Annotated in this window: 15 protein-coding genes; 4 read left to right on the top strand and 11 right to left on the bottom strand. The window is 59.4% G+C overall.

The features are described 5' to 3' along the window. Positions 1–4 precede the first annotated feature (4 nt). The gene (gene fdhF / locus DAAHT2_RS15170; RefSeq protein WP_013164800.1) at positions 5–3985 is read right to left on the bottom strand and encodes a formate dehydrogenase subunit alpha; all 3981 of its coding nucleotides are present in this window, start codon (positions 3983–3985) and stop codon (positions 5–7) included. Positions 3986–4326: 341 nt separating this feature from the next. Between fdhF and DAAHT2_RS13350 the strand changes: the two genes are divergently transcribed. Next, the gene (locus DAAHT2_RS13350; protein ID WP_013164801.1) at positions 4327–4620 is read left to right on the top strand and encodes a 2Fe-2S iron-sulfur cluster-binding protein; all 294 of its coding nucleotides are present in this window, start codon (positions 4327–4329) and stop codon (positions 4618–4620) included. Between the two features lie 87 nt (positions 4621–4707). On the opposite strand, the gene DAAHT2_RS13355 is transcribed toward DAAHT2_RS13350, so the two are convergent. From DAAHT2_RS13355 to DAAHT2_RS13375, 5 genes are all read right to left on the bottom strand, one after another. Then, the gene (locus DAAHT2_RS13355; protein ID WP_013164802.1) at positions 4708–5196 is read right to left on the bottom strand and encodes a Fur family transcriptional regulator; all 489 of its coding nucleotides are present in this window, start codon (positions 5194–5196) and stop codon (positions 4708–4710) included. A 187-nt stretch (positions 5197–5383) separates the two neighbouring features. Then, positions 5384–6193 (bottom strand): metal ABC transporter permease, encoded by an 810-nt coding sequence (locus tag DAAHT2_RS13360; protein ID WP_013164803.1) that lies wholly within the window; start codon positions 6191–6193, stop codon positions 5384–5386. After that, positions 6183–6767, bottom strand: coding sequence for an ATP-binding cassette domain-containing protein (locus tag DAAHT2_RS13365; RefSeq protein ID WP_041719056.1), 585 nt, complete (start codon positions 6765–6767; stop codon positions 6183–6185). The genes DAAHT2_RS13360 and DAAHT2_RS13365 overlap by 11 nt, the downstream gene beginning before the upstream one ends. Then, positions 6754–7653, bottom strand: a complete 900-nt coding sequence (locus DAAHT2_RS13370) for a metal ABC transporter substrate-binding protein (RefSeq protein WP_013164805.1) — start codon at positions 7651–7653, stop codon at positions 6754–6756. Before DAAHT2_RS13370 ends, DAAHT2_RS13365 begins: the two co-directional genes overlap by 14 nt. 69 nt (positions 7654–7722) lie before the next feature. Further along, on the bottom strand, positions 7723–8988 hold the full coding sequence (locus DAAHT2_RS13375) for a porin family protein (protein WP_013164806.1): 1266 nt from the start codon (positions 8986–8988) through the stop codon (positions 7723–7725). Positions 8989–9397: 409 nt separating this feature from the next. On the opposite strand from DAAHT2_RS13375, the gene phnD reads away from it, so the two are divergent. Genes phnD through DAAHT2_RS13390 form a run of 3 tightly spaced genes read left to right on the top strand, consistent with a single transcriptional unit; the run spans position 9398 to position 12977 of the window. Then, entirely contained in the window at positions 9398–10300 is a 903-nt protein-coding gene (phnD, locus tag DAAHT2_RS13380; RefSeq protein WP_013164807.1) for a phosphate/phosphite/phosphonate ABC transporter substrate-binding protein, read from the top strand. A 48-nt stretch (positions 10301–10348) separates the two neighbouring features. After that, positions 10349–11170 (top strand): phosphonate ABC transporter ATP-binding protein, encoded by an 822-nt coding sequence (locus DAAHT2_RS13385; protein ID WP_013164808.1) that lies wholly within the window; start codon positions 10349–10351, stop codon positions 11168–11170. Further along, positions 11160–12977 carry a PhnE/PtxC family ABC transporter permease gene (locus DAAHT2_RS13390; protein WP_013164809.1) on the top strand — a complete coding sequence of 606 codons (1818 nt, stop codon included), beginning with the start codon at positions 11160–11162 and terminating at the stop codon, positions 12975–12977. Before DAAHT2_RS13385 ends, DAAHT2_RS13390 begins: the two co-directional genes overlap by 11 nt. 21 nt (positions 12978–12998) lie before the next feature. Here the strand turns inward: DAAHT2_RS13390 and DAAHT2_RS13395 are convergent, their stop codons facing one another. The 5 genes from DAAHT2_RS13395 to DAAHT2_RS13415 all read right to left on the bottom strand — a co-directional run bounded on the left by DAAHT2_RS13395 (position 12999) and on the right by DAAHT2_RS13415 (position 14905). Next, positions 12999–13403, bottom strand: coding sequence for a type II toxin-antitoxin system VapC family toxin (locus tag DAAHT2_RS13395; RefSeq protein WP_013164810.1), 405 nt, complete (start codon positions 13401–13403; stop codon positions 12999–13001). After that, positions 13403–13660, bottom strand: a complete 258-nt coding sequence (locus DAAHT2_RS13400; RefSeq protein WP_013164795.1) for a type II toxin-antitoxin system Phd/YefM family antitoxin — start codon at positions 13658–13660, stop codon at positions 13403–13405. Before DAAHT2_RS13400 ends, DAAHT2_RS13395 begins: the two co-directional genes overlap by 1 nt. A gap of 152 nt (positions 13661–13812) precedes the next feature. Then, entirely contained in the window at positions 13813–14211 is a 399-nt protein-coding gene (locus DAAHT2_RS13405; protein WP_013164811.1) for a type II toxin-antitoxin system VapC family toxin, read from the bottom strand. Beyond that, the gene (locus tag DAAHT2_RS13410) at positions 14204–14458 is read right to left on the bottom strand and encodes an AbrB/MazE/SpoVT family DNA-binding domain-containing protein (RefSeq protein WP_013164812.1); all 255 of its coding nucleotides are present in this window, start codon (positions 14456–14458) and stop codon (positions 14204–14206) included. The genes DAAHT2_RS13405 and DAAHT2_RS13410 overlap by 8 nt, the downstream gene beginning before the upstream one ends. Before the next feature lie 102 nt (positions 14459–14560). After that, complete coding sequence (locus tag DAAHT2_RS13415; protein WP_013164813.1) at positions 14561–14905, bottom strand: IscA/HesB family protein; 345 nt, start codon at positions 14903–14905, stop codon at positions 14561–14563. Positions 14906–14918: the final 13 nt, after the last annotated feature.

The raw sequence follows: 14918 nt of genomic DNA on the forward strand, positions 1-14918 counted from the left end.
CCGATCATTCTTGACCAAGCACTTCCACTCTGATAGCACAAAGCTTGTATTCCGGCGTCCGGGAAAGACGATCCAGAGCATCGAGGGTCAGGTAATTAACCGGCGTTTCGGCAAAATTATATGGCGCCGAAATGGTTCCTTCCTGGGTGCGATCGGTGATTCCGGCCCTGATATCCACGCTGCCCCGCCGGGAGCTAAGGCGCAGCAGATCACGCTCCTTGATCCCCATCCGCTCGGCATCGGCGGGATGAACCTCGGCCCGGGCCTCGGGGGCAATATCGTCGATTTCCGGAGTTTTGCCGGTCATGCTGCTGAAATTGTAGCGGGCATATTCCCGGATGGTGGTAAACAGCATGGGATAGTCACCGTCCACCGGTTCCTGGGGTGGAATGAAATTCTCCGGCACGAACAGGCCCCGGCCACGGGTAAATTTGTCCACATGGAGTACCGGAGTGCCGGGATGATCTTCGCTGGGCACCGGCCACTGCAGGCCGACCCGGTCCAGCCGGGAGTAGTTGATTCCCTTGTATTGAGGCAGCAGTTGGCGGATCTCGGCAAAGATCTCTTCGGGGCTGTCGTAGCGCATCTCATAACCCATTTTGGAGGCCAGTTCACAGAAGATCCACCAATCGGGTTTGGCTTCTCCTGGTGGTTCAACCGCCTTGCGCACCCTTTGAACCCGACGTTCGGTGTTGGTGAAGGTGCCGTCCTTTTCGGCAAAACAGGCGGCGGGCAGGACCACATCGGCCATTTTGGCCGTATCGGTAAGAAAAATATCCTGAACCACCAGAAAGTTAACCTCGTTTAAGGCCTCCTGCACATGACCGATATTGGTGTCGGCCAGGGCCGGATCTTCACCGAAGACATAAAGGGCTCTTATTTCACCTTTTAGAATGTTTTCCCAGACCTCGGTGGCCGGTTTGCCGGGCCGCCGGGGGAGCCGTACCTTCCAGATCTTTTCGTAGAGATCAAACAGCTCGTCGTTGTTCAGCCCCCCATAGCCGGGCAGGGTGTTGAACAGGGCTCCCATGTCGCAGGCGCCCTGAACATTGTTCTGGCCCCGCAGGGGGTTGCAGCCGCCCCCTTCCACGCCCACCTTGCCGCACAGCATGGCCAGGTTGGAAATGGATTTGACCCGGTCGGTGCCGGTGGCGTAATGGGTAATTCCCATCCCGTGGTAGGTGGCGTGACGGCCCGGGGCCGCGTACATCCGGGCGGCCCGGCGGATCAGCTCGGCGTCGATGCCGCATATTCCGGCCACCTCTTCCGGGGAATATTTTTCCGCCACCTTGACCAGCTCGTCATAATCCTCGGTACGTTCCTCGACGTACTTTTTGTCCCACAGCTCTTCTTTTATGATGACATGCACCATCGAATTGAGCAGGGCCACATCGGTTCCCGGCTGGATCCGCAACCAGAGGTCGGCCCGCTCGGCAAAAGCGGTCTTGCGCGGGTCGATGACGATCATTTTGGCCCCCCGGTCCAAGGCCTGGTGAATCCGCAGGCCGATGGTGGGGTGGCTGGTGTCCGGGTTGCTGCCGATCATCATGAAGAGATCGGTCTTGGTGGTATCGGCGATGGAATTGGTCATCGCCCCGCTGCCAAACGTGATGGCCAGACTGGCCACCGTGGGAGCGTGTCAGAGGCGGGCACAGTGATCGATATTGTTGGTTCCGATCGCTGTCCGCATGAATTTCTGCATCAGAAAGTTTTCTTCGTTGGTGGCCCGGGCACAGGAGAAACCGGCGATGGAATCGGCCCCGTACATGGCCTTGATATCGAAAAAACGTGTGGCGGTGTAGTTCAAGGCCTCTTCCCAGGAACACTCCACCAATTGGCCGCCCCTGCGAATCAGGGGGCTGGTCAGGCGATCCCGGTGCTGGACAAAATGAAAGCCGTACCGGCCCTTGACGCAAAGCGCCCCGTAATTGGGCGCCAGATCGGGATCGGCGTTGACCTCGATAACGGTATCGCCCTTGACCTTGAGATTCATCTGGCACCCGGCCCCGCAGTAAGGACAGGTGGTTCGCACCAGGCGAGTCTGTTCGGCCACGATGGGAATGATTTGATCCTTTTTGTTCAAGGCCCCGGTGGAACAGTTGTCCACGCATTTGCCGCAGGACACGCAGGAGTCGAGAAAATTAAAGGAAATACCCCGGGCCCTGCCCTTGTCATCAAAAGATTCGGCGGTCAGGTCAATGGCCCGGTATTCACAGGAATCGGTGCAGTTCCGGCAATAAATACACTTGTTCAGGTCCACCGCAATGGTGGGATGATCGGTACGCCGTGGATAAACGGGCTTGGTGGCCATGCCGGTCTTGTTGGGGTCGAGCCCGTGACTGATGAACTCTCGCTTCAAATCACAACGGTCAAAGGCGGTACAACCGCAGGAAAGGCAGCGCTCCGCTTCATTTTTGGCCATCTGTTCATTAAAACCCAGGCTGATCTCATTGAAATCCTGCACCGCCCGCTCGGGGGGGCGAGATGGCATTTTTTCACGCAATTTTACCCGAATGCCTTCAAAGTTAGTTAGATCTACCTGATCAAAGGATTTGCCCCGGCTGAAGTTAAAACGGCTTTCCGGGGGCTCCTTGGCCACCCCCATGAGCTGGGCGTGAATGTTGTCCGCCGCCCTTCTGGCCGCCACCACCGACTGAATCACCGAACGGGGACCATTGGTGGCATCGCCGGCGGCGTAAACTCCAGGGAGGTTGGTCTGAAAATTGCGGGGATTGGACTTGATATTGTTTTTGGGGGTCAGCTCCAGGCTCTCTTCGTGGCTGCCGCCGCGGAACACGCCATCACAGGCGGATTGGCCGGTTGCCACCACCACCGTGTCCACTTCCAGGTGAATGCCGGTTCCCGGCACCGCTTGGGGGTGACGGATACCTTTGGCATCGGGTTCGCCCAAGACCATCCGGATCAGTTCCACATCCAGGCCCCGATCGCCGGCACTTTCAATTTTGACGGGTGACGCCATCAGCAGAAATTGCACCCCCTCCGCCTCGGCCTCCCTAATATTTCGCTGATTGGCAGGCATTTCGGTCCGGTTACGGGGATAGATCATGGTCACTTCATCCACCCCGCTGCGCAGCAGAGAACGGGCCGCTTCCACGGCGGTGTTGCCGCCGCCGATCACCGCCGCCCGTTTGCCGCAGTCAACCGCCACCCCTTCATTGACCTGACGCAGCAGTTTCAGTGCGGGAATCACTCCGGGCAGGGAGCCGCCTTCAATATCCAGAGATTCGTTATGGTTGGCGCCGACGGTCAGCAGTGTAGCCCCGTATCCCTGCTCCCGCAGGCTCTCCAGGTTGAAGTCCCGGCCCCAGCGCTGGCCAAGACGGACCGAGATGCCAAGGCGCAGAATGGTGCTGATTTCATAATCCAGGACCTGATCGGGAATTTTGTAGCGGGGCAGACCGTAGCGCAGCATCCCGCCCAGCTTGGGAGCGGCTTCGAAAATGGTGACGTCATGGCCCTTGAGGGCCAGGTAATAGGCGCCGGTAAGTCCGGCGGGACCGCCGCCGATCACCGCCACCCGCTGTCCCGTGGGCGGCGCTGGTTTCAACTTGAGGTCCACCTTGTTGGCCATGCACCAGTCGGCGACGAAACGCTTGAGGTGATTAATGGAAATCGGATCATCCACCATCATTCGGCGGCAGCGAGTTTCGCAGAAACGAGGGCAAACCCGGCCAACGGAAAAAGGTAACGGGTTGCGCTCCATGACCAGACGCACCGCTTCCTCGTACTGTCCTTTGGCCACATGGGCAATATATCCCTGAACGTTAATCTGGCCCGGACAGGTCAGGTTGCAGGGAGCCTTGCAATCACCGAAATGGGTCTGGCCCAGGAGTGCCAGGCGCTCTTTGCGCTGTTCCACCAGTTCCTTGCTTTCGCTGTCGATTTCCATCCCCGCTGCCACGGCGGTGGTACAGGCCCGGCCCGGTTCATCCCGGCCGTTGATCTGCTGGTTAACTTTATTCATAGCGTTACGTATACTCGCCGATGCTCGCCAGTAACTTGGCCACTTCCTTGGTGGATAAAAGTTCGGCCGTCGTCATAATTTCCCATGCAGGTTGGCCCCAAGAGTTATTCTTCTTAATGTGACGGTTGGAATGGGGCAATATAATTTTTCTTATAAACTTATAGTTACCAACAATAACCAGAAACCACCCCAAAAGACCATTCACAGTCGTTGGGACGGGATATTTCTTAAACCCGCCGCCGTTCTGGTTTACAACTGTTGACAGTTGCCCTTTAGCGCCGAAATCAAGGTTGCCGACTATGGTGCTTGACAGTTAGGCTAATCCTGTTTTTACCCCGACCATGAAAACAATAAAATTTCTGCCGAATAATGTCTCCAGCGAGGTGGAGGAAGGGGGAAATCTGCTGGCTGTCGCCTGGGCTGGGGGTTACGTCAACGCCTACTGCGTTGGCGACGGGGGTTGCGGCAAGTGCAAGGTGGCGGTGGAATCCGGCGAAGCGGAGTCCGACAAGGCCCGGTTGAAGAGCGACGATTACTCCGCCGGCCCTGGTTACACAGCATCACCAGTGACATTTGGTGAACCAAGCTCTCGCTGCCAGAAGGGCACCTTCAGGTTCACATTCGTAGAATATTGAGCTTTGGTCCCAGCGCCCTGTCTGGACAGGCCTACAGTGAGCGGCCGTATTCGGGCAGGTCAATTGCGCGCGCCCGACCGTAACCGATCAGACTGAACATGCCGGACATAAACCCGTGATCTCGATGGTTTGCTGAGCCATGCGGAAGCCCAGTTCCCGGGCCTTACGGTCGATGGTGGCGCTGATATCGGCATCAGAGAGTTCCGCCACGGCCTGGCAGCGCTCGCAAATTAAAAACTGGGCAGGATGTTCATGCTGGGGTGCACCGCAGCCCAGATAGGCGTTGAGGGATTCCAGCCGGTGCACCAGCCCTTGGGCCAACAGGAACTCCAAAGCCCGGTAGACCGTCGGCGGCGTCACGTTGGCCCGCTCCGTCCGCAATCGCTCCAGCAACTCGTAAGCCTTCACCGGCTCGTGGCTGGTCCAGACCAGTTCCAACACCCGCCGCCGCAAGGCGGTCAACCGCACCCCCCGGGCCTTACAGACCGCATCGGCGCGGCTCAGAGCCTCGTCCTGGCAGTTCTGATGGTTGTGCCCCTCGTGCTGGAAGCCGGTAACCACTGCCCTATCATTCATGGTCCCACCTGATTACCGTTGTAAATGCAACATCATAGCATCTAAATAGGCCGTGGCACCCAGCATCGCTCCGCTGCGCGGCCTGCCTGTCGCTTATCCGCCCAAATCCGAAGCTTTGTGTCAATAATGGCTGACGGCCATCTTGTCAAAGAAAAAATGGTCCGTAATGCGCGCCTGGGTTAAAAGGTTATCTGCCTGAAAATGCATGAGTGACCTTTTTCGATAGCAGAAACAGATAAATCGCCACGGCTTGAAAAGCTGCCTGCACGACCAGCACCGGCGCAAATGGCTGGTCCCAGGTCAGCGCCAACGCCCAAGCGATCAGAAAAGCGGTAACGCTGAACAGGCTGCTCAACAGCAAAAAGCGACGGAAGTCCGGGGCCAGCAATGCTGCCGTCCAGGCAGGCAGCAGCAAGCACGCCAAGGCAGCAGACAACCCCAGGGTCATGCTGCCCACCACGACCAGCAACAAACGCCAACCGAGATCCATCCAGGCGGCCCAGGCCTTGACTTTCCGATGCTGCCCCTGGTCTGCTCCCAATTGACTTAGTAACCAGGTACGATAGAGCCAAGGCAACAGCAGCAGCGTTAAAGCAACCAGGCTCAAAATCCAATAGATATCGCCCAAGGTCAGAAAATACACCTGACCTTCCGCCCAGCGGGCTGCGGACAGGCTGGCCTGCGAAAAGTTGCTGGCCAGCAGGATCGAAGCCGCCAATGCCAGCAAAAAGATCACCAGCGCAAGGCGCTCCTGGTCCTTGTGCCGCTGCAACACACCCATGAGCACGGCCGAAAAGGCCAGCGCCGTGGGAACCAGCGGCCAGGCCAGCACACTGGCGACCAGACCACCACTGGCCGCCCCCTGCGCCAGGGCCAGCCCCTGCCAGGCCGAGCCGCGAACAAAAAAGGCAGCCCCCCCGAGCCCCAACAAAACGGCCATCAGCAGGCCGCCGACAAAGGGCCAAAGCAACAAGCTATCCCAAGCTTCAAGAGGCATGTTGCAACAACTCCATTCTATACTCCAACGCGCCACTGGCCTGAATAAAGTCCTGGTCATGACCGGCCATCACCAGGCTCTGATGGGGCTGCAGGCGCGCCAGCAAGGCCAGGCTTTGTGAGCGAACCTGAACATCCAGGTGATTACTGGGCTCATCCAGCAGGATCACTTCTGCCTGGGAACCCAGCACGGAAGCCAAGCGCAAGAGTTGCCACTGACCACCACTGAGTTGATCCAGGCGCCGATCCACCAAATGCTCGATTAAGGGCAGGGTGGCCGGCTGAACTCCCATCGCCCCCAGCCAATCCCGACCACTCAGGGGCCAAAGCGAAGGTCGAGGGTGCTCTTGGGCCAGATACACCCAGCGCACCCCGGATGACCACACCAGGTTCCCGCCCAACGGCGAAAGCTGACCGCTCAGAGTTTTCAGCAACAGGGATTTGCCGCTGCCATTAGGCCCAATCAAAGCCCAACGTTCTCCTGCGGCCACCCGCCAGTTGATGGGATTGGTCAGCGGCTGCTGATAACCGAGCACCAGTTGCTGCAACTGCAAATAAGGCTCAGTGGTGCTCAAAGGATGCCGCCCATTGGTTCATCAGTTGTAGATAGCCCGCCAGCCCCTCACCGATTGGCGGTTCCAGGGGCAAGGCAAATTTGGGCCAGCCCAGTTGCTGTTCCAGAAAGCGGGCACCCCGCTCGGGTTGGTGACTGGCATACAGTATCCGCCCCTGTTGGGCTTCAAACTGCCGCACCAGCCGCCGCAGATGTGCCGAGGTCGGTGGCAGGCCAGGAATCGGCTCAAGATAACCAACACTTTTGACTGGCAGCCACTCTTCCAGATAATCCAGATCTTCGTGATAGACAATAAATTGCTGGTTCGGCTTGATCCTGTCGGCTAATGCCTCGGCATGATCACGCAGTTGCCGGCCCAAAGCCTCAGCGCGCGCTTCCAGTTCTTCTGCCTGCTCGGGGAAGAATAAGCCTAAGCGCTGACCGATCGCATGAGCGACCCGGGCCATGCGATAAGGGTCGACATTAAAATGCGGATTGCCTTCATCATGCACATGCCCGGCATTAGGGCCATCTACGGTGATGGAAGGACGCAGGTCCGTGAAATCCGAAGCCCGCAGGTGTCCCGAACGCCCGACATTGACACCCGGATTGGCGGCATTGCCGGTCACCGCAGGCAGCCAGCCTTCTTCCAGCCCCGCCCCCATTTCAATTAGAAGGTCGGCACGGCGCACCGCCGCCATGAAGCTGGGGCGCGCATCCAGATCATGTGCATCGCGATCAGGCGCGGCCAGTACCCGCACCTGCACCAAATCCCCGCCGATTTCTTCGGCCAGCATTCCCAGCGTTGAAGTTGTGGTGACCACGCGAAAACTGCTGGCCCAGGTCGTTGACGTCAGTAAAAGGGCACTTACCAGCAGCATTGCACCAAGCCAGAATTTCTTTTGCATATGGTCTCCTTATTGCAGCTCTCGGAACAGAAAAAATGGGCTTGTTAGCCCAGGGCACCTTGATCACTTTTAGAAGGTGTGGGCGCCATGCGCACCCAGGGCCACATTTACTTGCAGCATAAACTCCCAGCCCTTGTCGCTGCGACCGTCATCCCCGGCAAAGTCGTTGTGGTTCAACTGGGCACGCAGGAAAACAGGCTCTGTCGGGCGGAAAGTAACCTGGCCGGAGTAACGGTAGGAAGTATCGTGGTTGGTGCCATCACCGCGCCCCAGTTCATTGGTCAAGCCCAGGGCTTCGGCACGCAGCCCGGCTTCCCAGCGAGGAGCAAAGCCATAGACCCCTTGCGCATAAAGGCCATCCTGTTTGTTCTTGAAGCTGGATACATTGCGGATATGGCCAACCGGGCCATGGCTGTCAGCTGCAAAATTTACATCCCTGCGATCCACATCGATTTCGCGGTAGAAGTATTCAGCCTGCAACGTCAGGTTACCGTGACCATGACTCCGCCCGGTTTCATATTTATAGACAGCATCCAAGCCGGCAAACCAGGCCTTGCCATCCCAGTCTTCATGACGGGTGGAATGCTCGCTGGTGTATTGGTAACTGAAGCTGTAACCGGCAGAAGCCCCCAGTTGCAGGGCATGGTCATGGCCCAGATCCGGTGCCCATTTGGTAAAGGCGGTCAGCAAGCGCGGACCGGAACGATCTTTCAGGATCCGGTTGGTTCCATCCAGTGCTTCCTGCTCACCGATGTAGTTGGCCACTTCCGGGTTTTCACCCTGCAAAAGTTCCACCCCCACCAGGGTATAGCTGTCCCGGGGGGCCAGCCAGGTGGTCTGGATACCGATTTCCTGAAGGCCATGGTCGCCAAACAAGTACTCATTAACCAGTGGACGATCGACAAAATCCCAATCATGGCTGTGGCGGCTGTTGATGTAACCGATGCCAGACAGGAATTTTCCCACTTTCAGTTGGAAGCCGGCCGGCAGGCTACGGGTTTTCAGGTAGGCTTCTTCCACCTCAATATGATTGCTGTCAAAACCCAGCATCAGCATGCCATCCAACAGGTCTCCCAAACTGGCCTCAAAGGCCAACTCTGAGTGACCCAGATTAAAACCTTCTGCCAAGCCATGGCTGTGATTATCCCCATTATCATGATGGTGATGGTCGCCACCAAAACCGGCCGGACTGTGGTTGCCCTGTTTTAGTTCATTGAAGTAGATGCCATCCAGAATCAGTGATACCCGAATATCGAGATTTTTATCTGAGGCCAAAGCCGGTGCGGCCAAGCTAACAGCGACAGCAGCGGCTGTTGTCAAAGCAAATTTTTTCATGATGGACTCCTCTGGCAAGTCAAAATCAGGGTTAAACGAAATGTTATATCATTGCATATTAAGTGTTGCAGAGTAAGCTTGTCAACGAAAAATTGGTACGATGCTTATTAAAGCCGAAAGCCCCATCCACATTGAAGTTGGCGTTGAGGGTGGCGGTCCAAACGTCAACGTTATCTCGGGCACCGATGGTCAGGTTTTTGAGGCCCACGGCGTTACGTCGAGCCAGCCAGTATCTTGCCGGTCGTCGTTAGTTAAATGTAAATTGTTTTTTCCGATCACCTGTATCGGCTTTCATAACTATTACCTATTGGCTGAAATCGGCTCCCCTTTGCTATAGTCACCAGCTGCTACTGGCGCCGCCAAAGCCGCTCGATACCGTTTAATTGCTACAGCCAAGGAGGATCTCCACATGTTTTACAAACTGCTGCCCACCTTTGCCCTGGCCCTTGCCCTGGCCTTTTCCCCTTTCATTGCCCCGGTCGTAGCCAACGCTTCTCAAGCGCCGGATAAGATCACCATTGTCGCCATCCCCGACGACAGCGCCGACAACATGCGCCAGTTCTTCGGCCTGATTGCCCGCCACATTGAGGACGCCACCGGGATTCCCACCGAGTACGTCCATGTGGAAAACTATGCCGCCACCGTCACCGCCCTGGCCACCGGCCGGGCGCAACTGGCCTGGTTCGGTGCCGTTACCACCGCCCAGGCCTACCTGATGATGGGCGATGAGCTGGAGGTGGTGGCCGCCCGCGATATCGACAAAGAGTTTATCAGCTACTTCATCGCCAACGCCGATGCCGGAATTCCGCCGGTCAACGATCTGGCCGAACTGGCCGAGTTGGTCCAAGGCAAAAACCGGACCTTTACCTTCGGCAGCAAGAGCAGCACCTCCAGCCACCTGATGCCCCGCAGTTTCTTTGCCGACCAGAGCGGCCAGCGCCCCGAGCAGGTTTTTCGGACGGTGGCCTACAGTGGCAGCCATGACGTGGTGCTGCAAAAGGTGGCCAACGGTGAATTTCACCTGGGCGCCCTGGGTCAGCCCCCCTATGACCGGGCCTCCGACGAGCTCAAGGCCAAGGCCCCGATCATTTACACAACCCCCAAGTTCACCAACTACTGCTTTGCCACCCGCAAGAGCCTGGGGCAGGAGACCATCGACCAAATCCACGCCGCCCTGCTCGGCCTGCATGAGTCCGACGAGGGCCGCCAGGCTTTGGATTATCTGAAATCCGAAGGCTTTGTCGATGCCGACATGAGCGAGTGGATGGGCTATGTGGAGCTGCTCAAGTCCGGGGTTGATATCGGCAACTGAGAGTTTTCCGCCTGACCATTTTTTATGCGTGATCATCAGCAACAGTCAATGGATGCCAATTCACCTCCACCTTCTCCGGCCCCTCCGGCCCCGCCGGTATTTCGCCTGCAGGGGGTGGGCAAGCGTTTCGGCCACCAGTGGGTGTTGCGGGAGATTGGCTTTGAAATCGCCGCCGGTGAGCGGGTGGCGATCATCGGCCCGTCCGGGGCCGGCAAGACCACCCTATTTCGGCTGCTTTGCGCGGTGTTGCCGGCCGATGCCGGGCAGATCGAGGTCTTCGGCCAGCCCTGCGCCGGGCTGCGGGGGCGCAAGCTTAAACGGATGCGGCGGGATATCGGGGTGCTCTACCAGTCCGACAACCTGATCCCCCAACTGCGGGTGGTCCACAACGTGCTGATGGGCCGGCTGGGCCGCTGGTCGCTGCCCCGGGCGCTGATCTCCCTGCTCTGGCCCCAGGATCTGCCCGCCGCCCGCGCCGCCCTGGAAAGAGTGGAGTTGGCCGACCGGCTCTGGGCCATGCCCGGTGAACTCTCGGGCGGCCAACAACAGCGGGTGGCCCTGGCCCGGCTGCTGGTCCAGCAACCCCGCGTGATGCTGGCCGACGAGCCGGTCAGCCAGCTCGATATCCGCCTGGGGCGGGAAATCATTGAGCTGCTCTCCTCCATCGCAACCACCCTGGGCAATACCCTGCTGGTCAACCTGCATACCCTGGAGCTGTTGCAGGGCCATTTCCAGCGGGTGCTGGCCTTAAAAGACGGGCGGCTGTTCTGGCAGGGGCCGCCCGCCGGTCTGAACCGGGAACTGCTGCGCGAGCTGTACGGCACCGAATATCAAGCGCTGTACCTGGAAGAAAGCGCCGATGTCCGCTGACCAGCTGGCAGACAACACCTCCGGCAGCCCCCGCACCGCCGCCGGGGATAAATTCCCCAACCCCTCGCCCCTGCCGGAAAAACGCCCCTGGGGGCCCTGGGCCGCCATCTTTACCATTGCGGTGCTGCTGGTGGCCGCCTTCACCAGCGCCGAGTGGGATTTCACCGCCCTGACCGATCCCGACCAGCGCCGACTGGCCTTGGGCCGCATGGGCGCCTGGCTGGCCGCCTTTGCCGCCCCTGATTTCAGCGCGGAATTTCTGCGCCACTGCTGGGCGCTGACCCTGCAAACCCTGTCGGCGGCGGTGATCGGCACCGGCCTGGCGGTGGTGGCGGCGATCCTGCTGGCCATGGGTTCGGCCCGGGCGGTGAGTGTTGGCGAGGAAGAGCTCACCGGCTGGCACCGCCTTTTCCCCTTGCGCAGCCCCACCGCTTTGCTTTGTTCCCTGTGCCGGATTATCCAGGATATACTGCGGGCGGTGCCCGATTTTGTCTGGGCGGTGATTCTGGTGGCGGTGATCGGCTTGGGGCCGATGACCGGCGCCCTGGCCCTGGCCCTCAACATTACCGGGATTCTGGCCAAGGTTTATTCCGAACTCTGGGACTCGGTGGATGAGCGGCGCTACGAGCAGGTGCGGGTGGCCGGCGGCGGTCGCCTGGCCGTGCTCTTCTACGGGATCGGGCCGCTGGCCGCCCGCAGCGTGCAGAGTTTCACCCTGATGCGGGCCGAGTGCGCCATCCGCAACGCGGCGGTGATCGGGGCGGTGGGCGGCGGCGGGCTGGGGGCCGATATCTGGTACCAGATCCAGTTCGGGGCCTGGGACAAGGTGACCACCCTGCTGCTCTTTACCCTGGCCCTGACCTTAAGCGCCGATCTGCTCAGCAACTTTATCCGCCGCCAGTTGCGCAGCGACCCCAACCACCCCCGCGCCGCCCGGCATCAGTCGGTGGCCTGGCAACTGGCCCGGAGCTATATCGGGGTGGGGGCGGCCCTGGCGGTGGCGGTATGGTCGTTCTGGTTCATGGGCTGGGGCGATAACGCGCCGCCCGGGCAGCAAGCCCGCAACTTTCTGCTGCCGGCCCTGGAGCTGCTTTCCGGGGAGGCCTGGCAGCATATCGCCTTTTTCGAGCGGATGCTGCGCCCGGACCTGGAACCGGCCTTTGTCCTGACCGTGATCCAGTCGGCATCGGTCCCTCTGGCCATGGCCCTGGTGGGCACCCTGCTGGGGGTGCTGGCGGCGGCGATGCTCAGCTACCCCCACTCCTTTTCCTTCATGTGGGAATCGCACCAGTTCACCGGTGAGGCCGCCCCCTGGTGGCTGAAGCTGCCGCGCCGCCTGCAGATGGTGCTGGCCCGGCTCACCGGCCTGATCTCCCGCGGGGTGCCGGAGGTGATGTGGGCCTTCCTCTTCATCGCCTTCTTCGGCCCCGGCCTGCTGGCCGGCACGGTGGCGATTGCCATCCACAGCGCCGGGGTGCTGGTACGGGTCTTCAGCGAGAGTATCGACAACATCCCCTACCGACGCTTCGAGCAATCCTTCAGCGGCTCACGCCCCACCTGCTTCGGCCTGGTGGCGGTCCCCACCGCCTGGCGCGACTGGCTGACCTACGCCTTCTTCCAGTTCGAGTCCAACGTCCGCACCGCCGTGGTGCTGGGAATCGTCGGCGCCGGTGGGCTGGGCTTCCAGTTCAGCTTCAATTTCGAATGGTTCCGCTTCGAAAAGGCCGCCACCTACCTGCTGATGATCATCGCCCTCACCGTGATCATCGACCGCACTTCCCGGCTGCTGCGTTTTTCCAGGGTATAGCGGGGATCTTAACCGGCCGGGTTATGGCTTCCAAATTTTGGCGAGGCGGGAGCGGCGGATGTTTTTGTCGCGAGTGGCCAATGGCAGGCCGTGCGCCTGAGCGGTGGCCACGATGATTCGGTCGGCCGGATCGCCATGGAAGGTTTCGGGCAGGCGATCAAGGGTCAGAATAACGGCAACATCCATTGGCAAGAGAGTTACGGTTTCAGGAGCCGCCGCCACCGGCAACCAACGGTCAAGCGGCATATCGAGGGACAACCTGCCTTTGGCGGCCAGCATTTGCGCCTCCCACAGGCTGATGGAGGCAAGTGTCGGCGGGGTGCCGGCGGAGGCCAGAGCGTCCAGACTATCGCGCTCGGCGGCCATCAGTTCCGGTTGACCGAGCAACCACCATAACCAGACATGGGTATCGAGCAGCGGCGGCATCACCGGTCCGTGTTGCCGTGGGCTTCAAAGTCTTCGGCCTTAAGAACCGAATCTTCCGGTTGTGCGGTCAGCACCCCATGCCCCCGCAGCCGCAGCCAGGGCGGGGTGCCACCGGAAGCCGGAGCGGCCGGAACCAAGCGAGCCACCACCTTGCCCCGCCTGGTCAACTCGACGGCAGCCCCGCTATGTTCAACCTTGCGAATCATATCCAGGCAGTGAGCCTTGAATTCCGTAACGCTTATCGCTTTAGTGGTCATTTGGCCCTCCAAATGGTCATGTCTGATAATAGCGTATGGATTCTTCCCTCGCCAGGAAAAAGTGTAATGGGCTTCGTAGTCAGCAGAAACGCCCAAGGGCGGCAACAATCCTCCGCCAAACGGCAAAGAAAACGATACCTCTGCCTTGGAAGCTACACCCGGATGATATTGACCAGGTGAGAGACGTGGTTGAACTCGGGATCGCCGGTCACCAGATCGGCTTCATGTTCAAGGGCGGAGGCCAGGGCAAAGGCGTCGGCGTAAGAAATGAGGTGGCGGGCCTTGAGTTCGGCCGCGCGGAAAATCAACTCGTTGGGGTAGGGTAAAATTTCGAGACCCAGCCGGCTCAGGTTTACAAAGGTTGCCAGTTTCTTCTGTTCGCCGAAGCGGCGCTGGGTAAGATAGATAATCTCGCCGACATTGATGGCGTTGATCAGGCCCACCGCCTGCCCGGTCGCTACCCTTTGCAGCAGCTCGCGGACTTTTTCCGCCCCGGGCTCTTTTTGCAGGAAGCGCAACAGGGCAAAGCTGTCGAACAACAGCTTAGGCATCCGTAGAATCCCGGGAACCCCGAAAATCCCGGCGCCGCTCCGGCCCCAGTTCGTCTGCCAGGGAAGGCTCCGGTGGCAGAGAGCCGTAAGCCTCCGCCACCGGATCAACGTTCATCGGCACCAGGCAGATGATCTCGCCATACTCAACGACCCGGATCGGAGTCCCCGGTTCAAGATGGTGTTTTTTACGTAGTTCCGCCGGTATAACTACCTGTCCCTTGCTTGATATTCTGGATGCTGACGGCATGACCACCTCCAATGTAAAACGTTTTCATGAAACGTAAAACATGCCGTGCCAGTTGTCAACCATGGAAGCGCGGTATGCATAAAACCGGCAACGGCGGTCGGCTTAGCAGCCGCAACTGCCGGTATTGCAGGAGCTGCCGCAGCCCCCGCCGCTTAGCGGTTTTTCCGAGCTGACCGTAAAACCGCCGCCCCCACAACCGCAGCCCGAGGAGGCTTCCCGGTAGTCGATGGTGATCTTGCCGGTGGCGGCCAGCATCTCCCGGTCGGCCAGCAGGGTGAGGTCGTGCTGCTGCACCAGTTGGTCGTTGTCGCCGGCCTGGTCCAGCACCAAGTTCAAACTGGGGCCGGCGCAACCGTTTTGGGCCATTATCCGGATCGGCGAATCGACCTTGTTGGCGGCCATGTATTCCTTGATTTTGTCGGCGGCGACTGCGGTAACTTCAATCATCTTGGTTCTCCAT

This window comes from Desulfurivibrio alkaliphilus AHT 2, assembly GCF_000092205.1.
GTDB lineage: Bacteria > Desulfobacterota > Desulfobulbia > Desulfobulbales > Desulfurivibrionaceae > Desulfurivibrio > Desulfurivibrio alkaliphilus.

What these genes read in the sequence shown, in the direction of transcription:
- DAAHT2_RS13350 (WP_013164801.1), top strand. Translation starts at nt 4,327, where the DNA reads ATGAAAACAATAAAATTTCTGCCGAATAATGTCTCCAGCGAGGTGGAG.
- DAAHT2_RS13355 (WP_013164802.1), bottom strand. Translation starts at nt 5,196, where the DNA reads ATGAATGATAGGGCAGTGGTTACCGGCTTCCAGCACGAGGGGCACAAC.
- DAAHT2_RS13360 (WP_013164803.1), bottom strand. Translation starts at nt 6,193, where the DNA reads ATGCCTCTTGAAGCTTGGGATAGCTTGTTGCTTTGGCCCTTTGTCGGC.
- DAAHT2_RS13370 (WP_013164805.1), bottom strand. Translation starts at nt 7,653, where the DNA reads ATGCAAAAGAAATTCTGGCTTGGTGCAATGCTGCTGGTAAGTGCCCTT.
- DAAHT2_RS13375 (WP_013164806.1), bottom strand. Translation starts at nt 8,988, where the DNA reads ATGAAAAAATTTGCTTTGACAACAGCCGCTGCTGTCGCTGTTAGCTTG.
- phnD (WP_013164807.1), top strand. Translation starts at nt 9,398, where the DNA reads ATGTTTTACAAACTGCTGCCCACCTTTGCCCTGGCCCTTGCCCTGGCC.
- DAAHT2_RS13385 (WP_013164808.1), top strand. Translation starts at nt 10,349, where the DNA reads ATGGATGCCAATTCACCTCCACCTTCTCCGGCCCCTCCGGCCCCGCCG.
- DAAHT2_RS13390 (WP_013164809.1), top strand. Translation starts at nt 11,160, where the DNA reads ATGTCCGCTGACCAGCTGGCAGACAACACCTCCGGCAGCCCCCGCACC.
- DAAHT2_RS13395 (WP_013164810.1), bottom strand. Translation starts at nt 13,403, where the DNA reads ATGCCGCCGCTGCTCGATACCCATGTCTGGTTATGGTGGTTGCTCGGT.
- DAAHT2_RS13400 (WP_013164795.1), bottom strand. Translation starts at nt 13,660, where the DNA reads ATGACCACTAAAGCGATAAGCGTTACGGAATTCAAGGCTCACTGCCTG.
- DAAHT2_RS13405 (WP_013164811.1), bottom strand. Translation starts at nt 14,211, where the DNA reads ATGCCTAAGCTGTTGTTCGACAGCTTTGCCCTGTTGCGCTTCCTGCAA.
- DAAHT2_RS13410 (WP_013164812.1), bottom strand. Translation starts at nt 14,458, where the DNA reads ATGCCGTCAGCATCCAGAATATCAAGCAAGGGACAGGTAGTTATACCG.
- DAAHT2_RS13415 (WP_013164813.1), bottom strand. Translation starts at nt 14,905, where the DNA reads ATGATTGAAGTTACCGCAGTCGCCGCCGACAAAATCAAGGAATACATG.